Origin of the sequence: Streptomyces sp. NPDC059909 (assembly GCF_042730885.1) — a bacterium.
Lineage (GTDB): Bacteria > Actinomycetota > Actinomycetes > Streptomycetales > Streptomycetaceae > Streptomyces.
The window spans coordinates 1-12207 of sequence record NZ_JBHWKX010000073.1 but is presented as its reverse complement, the minus strand read 5'-3'; the positions used below and the strand labels follow the sequence as shown (position 1 = coordinate 12207).

General features: G+C 72.9%; 10 protein-coding genes and 1 pseudogene. 8 read left to right on the top strand and 3 right to left on the bottom strand.

Annotation, left to right across the window (positions count from 1 at the left end):
• The first annotated feature begins 36 nt into the window (after positions 1-36).
• The 4 genes from ACFV9O_RS32840 (at position 37) to ACFV9O_RS32825 (ending at position 5587) form a co-directional block, all read left to right on the top strand.
• Complete coding sequence (locus tag ACFV9O_RS32840) at positions 37-1080, top strand: bile acid:sodium symporter family protein (RefSeq protein WP_385424398.1); 1044 nt, start codon at positions 37-39, stop codon at positions 1078-1080.
• A 340-nt stretch (positions 1081-1420) separates the two neighbouring features.
• Positions 1421-1822, top strand: coding sequence for a (2Fe-2S) ferredoxin domain-containing protein (locus ACFV9O_RS32835; RefSeq protein WP_385424395.1), 402 nt, complete (start codon positions 1421-1423; stop codon positions 1820-1822).
• Between the two features lie 148 nt (positions 1823-1970).
• A complete protein-coding gene (locus ACFV9O_RS32830; RefSeq protein ID WP_385424393.1) occupies positions 1971-3851 on the top strand; it encodes a LamG-like jellyroll fold domain-containing protein in 1881 nt (626 codons plus the stop codon).
• A gap of 29 nt (positions 3852-3880) precedes the next feature.
• Entirely contained in the window at positions 3881-5587 is a 1707-nt protein-coding gene (locus tag ACFV9O_RS32825) for a PHP domain-containing protein (RefSeq protein ID WP_385424390.1), read from the top strand.
• 74 nt (positions 5588-5661) lie between these two features.
• Here the strand turns inward: ACFV9O_RS32825 and fdhD are convergent, their stop codons facing one another.
• Together fdhD and ACFV9O_RS32815 are read right to left on the bottom strand one after the other, a co-directional pair.
• Positions 5662-6501, bottom strand: coding sequence for a formate dehydrogenase accessory sulfurtransferase FdhD (gene fdhD / locus ACFV9O_RS32820; protein ID WP_385424387.1), 840 nt, complete (start codon positions 6499-6501; stop codon positions 5662-5664).
• Positions 6502-6506: 5 nt separating this feature from the next.
• Positions 6507-6626 (bottom strand): annotated as a pseudogene (locus ACFV9O_RS32815) (Fe-S-binding domain-containing protein); the annotation flags it as partial.
• 115 nt (positions 6627-6741) lie between these two features.
• Here ACFV9O_RS32815 and ACFV9O_RS32810 point away from each other — a divergent pair.
• From ACFV9O_RS32810 to ACFV9O_RS32795, 4 genes are all read left to right on the top strand, one after another.
• Positions 6742-7119 (top strand): VOC family protein, encoded by a 378-nt coding sequence (locus tag ACFV9O_RS32810; protein ID WP_385424384.1) that lies wholly within the window; start codon positions 6742-6744, stop codon positions 7117-7119.
• 131 nt (positions 7120-7250) lie between these two features.
• Positions 7251-8198, top strand: a complete 948-nt coding sequence (locus ACFV9O_RS32805) for a beta-ketoacyl-ACP synthase III (protein WP_385424382.1) — start codon at positions 7251-7253, stop codon at positions 8196-8198.
• 76 nt (positions 8199-8274) lie between these two features.
• Positions 8275-8949: a GntR family transcriptional regulator gene (locus tag ACFV9O_RS32800; protein ID WP_385424380.1), complete on the top strand. Its 675-nt coding sequence runs from the start codon at positions 8275-8277 to the stop codon at positions 8947-8949.
• Between the two features lie 293 nt (positions 8950-9242).
• On the top strand, positions 9243-11873 hold the full coding sequence (locus tag ACFV9O_RS32795) for a SpoIIE family protein phosphatase (RefSeq protein WP_385424377.1): 2631 nt from the start codon (positions 9243-9245) through the stop codon (positions 11871-11873).
• Positions 11874-12052: 179 nt separating this feature from the next.
• Here ACFV9O_RS32795 and ACFV9O_RS32790 read toward each other — a convergent pair.
• Positions 12053-12207: transposase family protein (locus ACFV9O_RS32790; protein ID WP_385424454.1), on the bottom strand; the 155-nt coding region annotated here is incomplete at its 5' end.

The window sequence follows — 12207 nt, the reverse complement described above, 5'->3', positions numbered from 1 at the left end:
GGAGGGCACGACCAGTACTGAGAGCAAGTGGAGCACATGAGCCGCCGCACCCCCCTCCGACCGCCGTCCTGGCTTCCGGTCGACCCGTACATCATGGCGCTGCTCGGAACGGTGCTCCTCGCGGCGTTGCTCCCCGCCTCCGGCACGGCGGCCACCGTCACCGGCGGCGCCTCCACCGGAGCGGTCGGCCTGCTGTTCTTCCTGTACGGGTCGCGGCTGTCGACCCGCGAGGCGCTGGACGGCCTGCGGCACTGGCGGCTGCATGTGACCGTGCTGGCCGGCACGTTCGTGGCCTTCCCGCTGCTCGGACTCGCGGCGAGCGGACTCGTCCCCGCCGTCCTCACCCCGCAGCTCTACGGAGGCCTGCTCTTCCTGTGCCTCGTGCCGTCGACGATCCAGTCGTCGATCGCGTTCACGTCGATCGCCCGCGGCAATGTGCCGGCGGCGATCTGTGCGGGCTCCTTCTCCAGCCTCGCGGGGATCGTCCTCACCCCGCTGCTGGCCGCGCTGCTCCTCGGGCAGAGCGCTGGCGGCTTCTCCGCGAACTCGCTGCTCAAGATCGTGCTGCAGCTGCTCGTGCCGTTCCTGGCGGGGCAGGTGCTGCGGCGCTGGATCGCACCCATCCTCGCCCGGCACCGGAAGCTGCTGGGATACGTGGACCGCGGCTCGATCCTGCTCGTCGTCTACGCCGCCTTCAGCAAGGGCATGGTCGCGGGCGTCTGGCACCAGGTCACGCCCGGGCGACTGGGCGCGCTGCTCGTCGTCGAGGCGGTGCTGCTCGCGGCGATGCTCGCGCTGACCTGGTACGTGCCGAAGCGGCTCGGCTTCGGCCGGGCGGACCGCGTTGCGATCCAGTTCGCCGGGTCCAAGAAGAGCCTCGCCGCGGGGCTGCCGATGGCGAGCGTGCTCTTCGGGGCGCAGGCGAGCCTTGCCGTACTTCCGCTGATGCTCTTCCACCAGATGCAGCTGATGGTCTGCGCGGCCATCGCGCGCCGCCGCGCCCACGACGACGTCCCTGACGGGCCCGGGGCCGGGCCCGTCACCCCGTCGCGGTCCGTGCGCGCGACGGCGATGCGCTGAGCCCGGGCCCGGGGCGTGTCCGGCGGGGCGAACGCCTGCGGCGGGCCTTTCCCCTACCCGCCCCTACCCGCCCCTTCCCGAACCGGGGCTCTGCCCCCAGACCCCGTTTCCGGGGGCTGCGCCCCGGACCCCTTACGCCCTGGAGGGCGTGGGGCCCGAACGATGCTCCGATGGAGCCCGAACGGCGTTTGAGGACGGACATGCGGGCTGACTCGCCGGTGGCGGGCGCGCACTCATACGGTCCGGCGTTCGAGGATGGACACTCCGGCCCACCGCACGGTGCCGAGCGCCGGCACAGCCCGCCGCAGGCGTCCCACGCGGCGCCTGGCAGGATCGCCGGGTGACCTCGTACGCCCAACGAACCTTTCCGGCCCGCCGCCCCTGCACCCTCGTCGTGTGCCGAGGCTGCTGTTGCGGGGACGCCCGCAAGCACCCGGGCACGGATCACGACGCCCAGCTGCGGCGGCTGTTGGAGGCGGCGGCCGTCTCCAGAGGGCGGATCGCGGTGCGGACCAGCGACTGTCTCGGTCCCTGCGGGCAGGCGAACGTGGTCGTGGTGCAGCCCTCCACCGAGGCCCGGCGGCGTGGAGCGCGCGCCGTCTGGGTCGGGTTCGCGCTCGACGACGACGCCACGGAGGACCTTCTGGCGTGGGCGGAGTCCGGCGGCCCGGGCGTCGCCGAGCCGTCCGCGACGCTCGAGCTGCAGATGATCCCCGCCCCCTCGCCCGGCAAAGCCCGTTGACGCAAGGACGCAAGGACACAAGGCCCCCGGACGCGGCGCCGGCGTTCACCGAGGCTTCCGCGCGCCGTTGCCCGCTGAGGGCCCAGGGGCAGACGGGCCACCCATAGCGTGCACCCCGTCAAACCCCACCAGCGCCCGGAGACTTGCCATGACCACCCCGCCTCGCGCCGGCCGGCGCACGTTCCTCGCCGCCGCCGGGCTCACCGCCCTCGCCGCCGGGACGGCCGCGACCGCAGCTTCCGGGACCGCCGCCGCGGCCACCGTCACGGGCGCCGCAGCGTCTGACAACGTTGCCGGAACCGGGTGGCGGCCCGACCCCGACCGCCGCTCGTTCACGGTCGCCGTGATGCCCGACACCCAGTACCTGTTCGACGGCACGAGCATCAACCCGGAGCCCGTGGAGGCGTCGCTGCGCTACGTCCTCGACCACGCCCGGGACGAGAACATCGTCTTTCTGTCCCACCTGGGCGACCTCGTGGAGAACGCCCGGGCGGAGGAGTTCGCCCCGCTCAGCAAGGTGTTCGAGCTGCTGGACCGCCGCCGCGCCGGATACAGCGTGCTCGCCGGCAACCACGACATCGTCTCCTCGACCGACGACCAGCGCGGCCGCACCGCCTACCTCGACGCCTTCGGCCCGAGCCGGATGCGCCGGCTGCCCACCTTCGGCGGCGCCTCGCCCGACGGCTACAACACGTACCACCTCTTCCGCGCAGCCGGCCGCGAGTGGCTGGTCCTCGCCCTCGACTGGCGGATGTCCGCCGCCGGTTTCGCCTGGGCGAACAAGGTCATCGCGCAGCACCCGACGTGCCCGGTCATCCTGACCACCCACGACCTCGTGTACGGCGAGGAGCCGGGGGACGAGGCCAGGCTCTCCCCGTACGGACAGCGGCTCTGGGACGAACTGATCGCCGCCAACGACCAGATATTCCTGACCCTGAACGGCCACTACTGGCCCGCCGCCCGCACCACCCGCGAGAACGACGCCGGCCACGACGTGCATCTGCACCTCACCAACTACCAGGACCGGTACTTCGGCGGCAGCGCGATGATCCGCCTCTACCGCTTCGACCTCGACCGGAACACGATCGACGTCTCCACCCTCTCCCCGTGGCAGCTCGAGCGCGCCGCCCGCGACAAGGCCAACGCCCTCGCCCTCCGGGAGACCGAACTGACCGGCCCCGAGGACCGGTTCTCCGTCGCCGTCGACTTCGAGGAGCGCTTCGCGGGCTTCGCGCCGGTGCCGCCGCGCAGCTCCCGCCCCGCCTCCCGCATGCTGCTGCCCGGCACCGTCGCGTACTGGCGCTTCGACACGGGCCACGAGGACGGCACCTCCGCCGACGAGACCCTCCGCGTCCCCGACCTTTCCGGCCACGGCAACGACCTCGTCCGCGCCGCCGTCCCCGGCAGCCCCGCCGACGCGCTGCGCTGGTCCGCCGGGCACCACCCGGACCAGCCGGGCCACGGCAGCCTCTACTTCGACGGCGGCAAGCCCCCGCTGCGCGGCGCCTTCCTGCAGACCGTGAAGGGCGCACCGCTGAACGCCGCCACCTTCCGTGCCGGCTACACCGTCGAGGCGTTCTTCAAGCTCCCCGCCGACTGGACCGCCTTCCGCAACGCCTGGTCGGGGATCCTCGGCCGCCAGGGCACCGTCGGCGCGGCCGGAAAGACGGGCGACCCGGCGGAACCCGTCGCCACCCTCTCCCTCTCCGACGGCCACGGCCTCCAGTGGGCCGCCGCTCCCCTCGACCAGCCGGGGCTGGTCGCCAACTGGAGCCATGAACTCCCGCTCGCCACCTGGTGGCACGTCGCCGTCGTCAACGACGGCCGGCACACCGTGATGTACGTCGACGGCTGCCCGGTCGCCCGCAACCCCGCCACCGCCACCAACGGCCTCACGACGCTCGGTCTCTCCTGGCTGCTCGGCGGTTATGAGTACGACGGCAGGCTCGACCAGCTGTTCCGCGGCTGGATCGGCGACGTCCGCATCACCGAACGCGCCCTGCCCGTCGGCTCGTTCATGAGCGCCTAGGCCCCGCCCGGCTCACCCGAGGAGTACCCGTGCACAGACCCCAACCCCTGCCGCGCTGGGCCGACCCCGACGTGCCCGCCGAGACACTCGACCCGCAGGGCCTCAGCCGCCGCGGCCTCCTGCGCCGCGCAGGCCTGTACGGCGCCGCCTTCGCGGGCGCGGCCTGGACCGGAGCGTCCGCGCTGGCGCCGGCCCAGGCCGAGGCCCAAGCGCCGGCCGAGGCGCACCTCCCGTCCGGAGGCGGCGACGACCCGCACCTCGTCTACCTGGTCGGCGACCACCACGTGCACTCGGTGTACAGCCACGACGCCAAGTACACGTTCTCCCAGCTCGCCACCGCCGCCTCCCGCTACGGCCTGGACTGGATGGTCCTCACCGAGCACAGCAACATCGGCCACCACCAGGCCGGCGGCGCCGAGTCCGAGCACCGGGAGATCCTCAGGGCCCGCGCCGAGAACCGCCGCATGCTCATCTTCCAGGGCCTGGAGTGGTACATCCCCGGCGCCGAGCACGCGACCGTCTTCTCGGCCCCAGGCCGCCACGAGGTCGACCTGCTCACCCGCTTCGAGCAGGAGTACGACGGCAAGCTGCTGGGCTACACCGCGGGAGCCCCGGACCACCCCGACACCGCCCGCAACGAGGCCCACGCCGTCAAGGCCCTCCAATGGCTCGACCGGCAGCGCCGCAGCGGGTACGTCGACGACGTCCTCGTCCTCGCCAACCATCCGCTGCGCCTGGGCATCGACTCCCCGCACGAGCTGCGCGCCTGGCGGGACGCGGCACCCGGCATCATGATCGGCATGGAGGGCGCACCCGGCGCCCAGGGCGCCGCGCACCCGGGGCGCGGGGCGCACAGCATCCGCGGCGAGTACGAGAACGCCCCCTCCGTCAACTCCTTCCCCGGCTACCCGCGCGAGGCCTATGTGACCTACGGCGGCTTCGACTGGGCCACCGCGACCGTCGGCGGTCTCTGGGACGCGATGCTCGCCGAGGGCAAGCTCTTCTCGATCACGTCCAACTCGGACGTGCACCGGGTCGTGTTCGACACCTGGCGCAACGGCGACTGGCTGCCGGGCCAGAACTTCGACAACACCGGCCGCCTCCCCGACCCCGTCGACACCGGTGAACCGCAGCCCGGCAGTGACCTGTGGCCCGGCCAGTTCAGCCGTACGCACGTCGGCGTGACCCGCTACGGCTACCGCCATGTCATGGCCGGACTCCGCGCGGGCCGCGTCTGGGTCGACCACGGTCACCTCGTCGACGGCATCGACGTGCGCGTCCACCGCCCGTACGGGACCGGCCGCGGCGTCACGCTCGGCGGCCGGCTGCGGATCCGCCGCGGTGAGCAGGTGACGCTGACCATCACCGTCACCACCGCGTCCCGCCCGGGCGGCCGCGGCGAGGTGCCCGGCCTCGCCCATCTCGACGTCATCCGGGGCGCCGTGCGCGGCCCGGCCACGGATCGCGACGCCTGGCACGCCCCCGACACCCGGGTCGTGCACACCGCCGATGTCTCCGGCCGACGCGGGCGCTACACGCTGCGGATCCCGCTCGGCCGCGTCGAGGAGTCCTGCTACGTACGGCTCCGCGGCAGCGACGGCCGGCGGAACGGCCCCGGTCTCCTCGGCGCGGCGGTCGACCCGCACGGGCCGGTCGCGCACGAGCCCGGCGACGGCGATCCGTGGCTGGACACTTGGTGCTACACGAATCCGGTGTTCATCGACGTCGCCGGATAATCGGTCCGGGCAGTACGGCCACCGGGAAAAGGACCCGGCCGGCGCAGGGGGCGCTCCCCGCCGGCCGGGCCCCGTCACACCCCCGTGTGCAGGGCGATGCGCTCCTCGCCCGCGTACACGTTCATGTCGGGACCGCGCAGGAACCCGACCAGCGTCAGACCGGTCTCCGCCGCCAGGTCCACGGCCAGCGACGACGGCGCGGACACGGCCGCCAGCACGGGAATCCCGGCCATCACCGCCTTCTGGGCCAGCTCGAACGACGCCCTGCCCGACACCAGCAGGATCGCCCGCGACAGCGGCAGCAGATCCTCCCGCAGTGCCCGGCCGACCAGCTTGTCGACGGCGTTGTGCCGCCCCACGTCCTCGCGGATGTCGAGCAGTTCCCCGTCCTCCGAGAACAGCGCGGCGGCGTGCAGCCCTCCGGTCCGGTCGAAGACCCGCTGCGCCGCCCGCAGCCGGTCGGGGAGGCCGGACAGCAGCTCGGGCTCGACCCGGACCGGGGGATCGTCGGCGATCGCGAAGCGGGTGGTCGTGCGCACGGCGTCGAGGCTCGCCTTTCCGCACAGGCCGCACGACGACGTCGTGTACACATTGCGTTCGAGCGTGATGTCCGGGATGGGCACACCGGGGGCGAGCTGGACGTCGACCACGTTGTACGTGTTCGAACCGTCGTCCTGCGCGCCCGCGCAGTACACGATGGACCGCACGTCCGCCGCCGAGCCGATCACGCCCTCGCTGACGAGGAAGCCCGCCGCGAGCGCGAAGTCGTCGCCGGGCGTGCGCATGGTGATCGCCAGCGGGCGTCCGTTCAGCCGGATCTCCAGCGGCTCCTCGGCCACCAGGGTGTCCGGCCGGGCGGACACGATCCCGCCCCTGATCCGTATGGTGCGGCGGCGCTCGGTGACCCGTCCCATGGTGTTCAGTCCCGGTTCTGTACGTGTTGGAAGCCGAAGCGGCCCTTGATGCGGAGGTTGCCGTGGGTCACCGGGTCGTCGTGCGTCGAGGTGACCTTGACGATCTCATTGTGCTGTACGTGCACCCGCTGCCTCCGTCGCGTCTGTCGACGATTTATTGTCTACAGTATGGGTTTGCCGCCGACAAGGTGTGTGACAGCGTGGAGAACGACAGCTACGCCGACCGGACAGGAGTCAGCGATGGCCGGGGAGATCTCCTTCTTCGAACTGGGCGTGGACGACCCGGAGAAGGCCCGCGCGTTCTATGGCGGGCTCTTCGGCTGGACCTTCGAGGCCGTCCCGCCGGGCACCGGCTACGCGATCCGCACGCCGAGCGTCCCGGGCGGTGTCCACGGCGCCGACGCCGAGGCGGGCCCGTACCTCTTCTTCAAGGTCGACGACCTTGACATCGCGCTCGCCCGCGTGGTGGCGCTCGGCGGCACGGTCGAGCCCGGCCCCGGCGGGGACGACGAGGACGCGGACACCGTCGCCCGCTTCGGGCGCTTCCGCTTCTGCCGCGACGACCAGGGCTCGCCCTTCGGGGTCCACCAGCCGCCGCCGGGCGACATGGCCGGGTGAAGGAGCCTCCGAGGCTGACGGAGTCTCCAAGAGCGCGGGGTGATTCCTGTTGGTTTACCTGCCCTCGTACCCATGAGTCGCTGGCGACACTGGAAGGCTCCTGACGTCGACAGCAAAGGGGGTCCCCGGGCATGACCGGCACGCGCATCGCCGCGCTCGGGCATTACCAGCCCGCCAGAGTGCTCACCAACGACGACCTGGCGGCCCTGGTCGACACCAGTGACGAGTGGATCACCAGCCGGGTCGGGATCAGAACCCGCCACGTGGCAGGCCCCGACGAGCCGGTGGACGAACTGGCCGCCCACGCCGCGGCGAAGGCGCTCGCCTCGGCCGGCCTCGCGCCCGCCGACATCGACCTGGTCCTGGTCGCCACCTCCACCGCGACCGACCGCTCCCCGAACACAGCGGCGCGCGTCGCGGCCCGGCTCGGCATGTCCTCGCCCGCGACGATGGACCTCAACGTCGTCTGCGCCGGCTTCACCCACGCCCTGGCCACCGCCGACCACGCCGTACGGGCCGGGTCCGCCGCCCGCGCCCTGGTGATCGGCGCCGACAAGATGTCCGACGTCACCGACTGGACCGACCGCTCCACCTGCGTCCTCGTCGGCGACGGCGCGGGCGCGGCGGTCGTCGAGGCGTGCGAGGGGGACGCGGAGCCGGGCATCGGGCCGGTGCTGTGGGGCTCGGTCCCGGAGATGGGGAACGCGGTACGGATCGAGGGCACGCCGCCCCGCTTCGCGCAGGAGGGCCAGACCGTCTACCGCTGGGCCACCACCCAGCTCCCGCCGATCGCCCGCACCGTGTGCGAACGGGCCGGGGTCGCGCCCGAGGACCTCGCCGCCGTGGTCCTGCACCAGGCGAACCTGCGGATCATCGAGCCCCTCGCCCAGCGGATCGGTGCGGTGAACGCGGTCGTCGCCCGCGATGTCGTCGAGTCCGGCAACACCTCGGCCGCCTCGATCCCGATGGCCCTGTCCAAGCTGGTGGAGCGCGGCGAGGTGGCGTCGGGCGCGCCGGCGCTGCTCTTCGGCTTCGGCGGCAATCTGTCGTATGCAGGACAGGTTGTGTACTGTCCGTGACCCGTGACCGGATTGGACTCGGTAGACTGTAGACGACAGCCTATCGGCCGGTTGACCGATCGCACGGAGGGGAGCGATGTTGTCCGCAGGACTGCCGCAAGGAGCCGTGCCCAGACTGGAGCGCCCGGGCCCGTTGCGCGAGCGCGTGTACGAGGCGCTGCTCGAACTCATCACCACCCGGGCGCTGCGTCCCGGCCAGCATCTGGTCGAGAGCGAACTCGCAGGCCACCTCGGTGTGTCACGCCAGCCCGTCCGTGAGGCGCTCCAGCGGCTCAACACCGAGGGCTGGGTCGATCTGCGCCCGGCGCAGGGTGCGTTCGTGCATGAGCCGACGGATGAGGAGGCCGACCAGCTGCTCTCGGTCCGTACGCTCCTGGAGGCAGAGGCCGCTCGGCTGGCCGCGGCCAACTCGGGCTCGGCGGGCATCGCGGCGCTCGAAGAGCTCTGCGCGAGGGGCGAGCAGGCCGTAGCGGACGACGACGTGGACCTGGCGGTCGCGACCAACGCCGCGTTCCACGCCAAGGTGATGGAGCTCGCCGGCAATGTGGTGCTCGCCGAGCTGGCGGGGCAGGTGGACCGCCGCGTGCGCTGGTACTACACGCCGGTCGCCCGGCAGCGCGGGAAACAGTCCTGGATCGAGCACCGCGAGCTGATCTCCGCGATCTCGGCGCGCGACGAACAGCGCGCGACCGAGGTCATGCGCGCCCACACGGAACACACGCGCCGCACCTACCACCAGCGCGAGTCCTGACCCGTACGCGCCCGCACCCCCAGCCCGGCCGTCCGGCGTTCGAGGACGGACATGAGGGCTGTCTCGCCGGTACGGGGCGCACTTCCAGCCGGTCCGGCGTTCGAGGACGGACAACGCGGGCTGACTCGCGGGTACGGGGCGCACTTCCAGCCCGGTCCGGTGTTTGAGGACGGACACCCCGGCCCGCCGCCGGTACCGGGCGCGGCAGGGCCGCACAGCGCGCCACACCGCAGCCCGCGCGCGCCCCACGTCCGCAGGTGCGGGGCGGGTCGATCCGGGCGCATCCTTGCTATGTGACCTGGTACGGCGCGGCCAGGCCCGGCCCGTCCCGGCGCAGCGGGCCGAAGCGCGGGACGAGCAACAGCGCTGTCCCCGGCTCGGACGAGCTCGGCCAGGCGCTCGCCGAGGCCGCGGTCAAGGCGATCGGTGCGGTCGGCGGCCACGCCGGTGGGGTGTATCTGCGCTCGGAGACGCAGGGCCTGCTGCGCCTCGGCGTGCTCATGGGGCTCCCGGGAGAGCTGTTCCGCCCCTGGTGGCGGATGCATGTGAACCGCCCGTTCCCCGTCGCCGAGGCCTTCCGCTCGGGCCGGAGCATCCAGCTCGCCGACGCCGAGGAGGCCATGCGCCGCTTCCCGCAGCTCATGGCGGGACTCCCGTTCCCGTTCGGCTCGCTGTACGCGCCCGTCACCAGCGACCGTGAGCGGTTCGGGGTCCTCGTCGTCCTCCGCCCCGCCACGCCGGGCATCCCGGTCGCCCGCGCCGACATCGACCGGCTGGACGAATCCGCCCGGAAGCTCGGCAGCACCCTCGCCCGACTCGAAGCGCACGGCACGAACATCGAGTGGCGCGGCGAGCCGATCGTCACCCAGGCCCCGGAGATCACCCGGCCCCCGGTCCGTATCGGCCACTTCGACTGGGACATCGGCAGCGGCGCCCTGACCGCGGACGCCGACCTGTGCGACATCCTGGGCACCGAGCCCGCGCGCTTCCCCGGCACCATCGACGCACTGGCCGCGAACATGGACCCCGAGGACGTGTACCAGCTGTGGGCGGTCGCCCACGAGGCCAGCCTCAACGGCCGATCCGTGAGCCGCAGGATGCGCCTCCTGCGCGCCGACGGCACGGCATCGCTCGTGGAGTTCAAGGGACAGCCCGTGTGCGGACCCGCCGGAGCGGGCGGTGGCACCGGAAGCGGCGCCGAAAGCGACACCGGAAGGGGCACCCAAGGAGATGGGGCGTCCCACGCCGACGACGGCCACCGGCTGACCGGAATCCTCGTCGACCTCGGCGCCGCGGCGGCCGCGGGCGAGGCCGGCGACCGGCTGCCCGACGGCCTCTTCGCCCTCGACAGGTCCGGACGGATCACCTACGTCAACCGCAGCGCACAGGGCCTGCTCGGCGGCACCCGCGCCGAGCTGACCGGGCGGGTCCTGTGGGAGGCCGTGCCCTGGCTCGACAAGCCCGCGTTCGAGGACTACTACCGGGCGGCGCTCCTGTCCGACGAACCCGTCCGGTTCCAGGCCCGCCGCACCGCGGGTGAGTGGATCGGCGTGGCCCTCTACCCCGGGCACCTCGGTGTGACAGGGCAGGTGTCGGCCCTCGAGCGGCCCAGTTACGAGCGCTCTTCCCTCAGCAGGTCCGGCGACGCCGGGATCGGGCAGTTCGACTCCCCGGCCGACCGGGCCTCCGCGCTGTACCGCCCGGTCGCCCTGGCCATCGCCCTGACCGAGGCCGTCACCGCACGCCAGGTGTCGGCCGTCGTCACCGAGGAACTGCTGCCCGCTTTCGGCGGCCGCCAACTCGCCATCTACGTCCTGCACGAGCGGCATCTCTACCTGGCCTGGGAGACCGGCTTCCCGCCGGGTTTCCTCGAGCCCTTCGAGGGGGTCGGGCTCGACGCCCGGTTGCCCGGTGTGGAGACCCTCACCACCGGCCGCCCCATCTTCTTCGAGTCGATGGACCAGCTCGCAGCGGCGTACCCCGGCATCCTGATGGACGCCTCCGTCGGCGCCCGCGCCTTCCTGCCGCTCATCGCGTCCGGCCGCCCTGTCGGCACCTGCATCCTCGGTTTCGACCAGCCACGGGGCTTCGCCCCCGAGGAGCGCACGGTCCTCACCGCGCTCGCCGGACTCATCGCCCAGGCGCTCGCCCGTGCCCAGCGGTACGACACGGAGGCGGCGCTCGCCCGCGGCCTCCAGGACGCCCTGCTGCCGCGCAGGCTTCCCGAGTCCGACAACGTCGAGATCGTCGCGCGCTATCTCCCCGGCACGCAGGGCATGGACGTCGGCGGCGACTGGTACGACGTCATCGAGACCTGCCCCGGTCTCGCCCTCGTCATCGGCGACGTCCAGGGCCACGGCGTGTCGGCCGCCGCCACGATGGGGCAACTGCGCAGCGCCGTAAGGGCGTTCGCGCTGGCCGACCGGGAACCGGAGGAGGTGATGAGCGGAACCAACCGGCTGCTCATCGACCTCGACCCCGGCCAGTTCGCCACCTGCTGCTACGTCCGGCTCGACCCGGAGACCGGTCTCGCCCGGGCCGTGCGCGCCGGGCATCCGCAGCCCCTGCTGCGCTGCCCCGATGGCCGCACCGAGGTCCTCGACCTGCCCGGCGGGATCGTCCTGGGCGTCGACGAGAAGGAGACGTACCCCGTCAGCGAACTCACCCTCGAACCGGGTGCGGTGCTGGCCTTGTACACCGACGGGCTGATCGAACGGCCCGGCGCGGACATCGACCTCGGAGTCGAGCGGCTGCGGGACACCCTGGCCCGGGCGGGCGGGACCGGCCTCACCGACGCCGCCGACCGCCTCATGCGCGAGGCGCGCCAGGCCGCGGACCGCGCCGACGACATCGCGCTGCTGCTCACCGCCCGCTGGTCGGACGGTGAGGCGGAACGGTCACTGGGCGGCCCGGCCGGCACATGAGGACAGCGGCGCCGCGCCGCACCCTGTTGGTTCCGCTCAGACCGCCCTGAACGCGTCGGCGTGTGCCTCGGCCCATTGAGTGGTGTGCATCGTGAAGCAGCAGGTCACGGGCCTGGTGTGCGTCGGCGTCGGGGTGCTCACGCTGGTTGTGGGCGTGTGACTTCGGTGAAGATCACCGGTCAGCGGGCGACTTCCCGGTTCGTCAGGACCAGCAGGGCCCGCACCAGCGCGGTCGCCCGCTTCGGGTCGGTTCGGACCTTGCCGAGCACGCGCCAGTTCTTCAGGTGCGCGAAGCCGTGCTCGACCGGGGCCCGGACCGCGGCCAGCGCCTTGT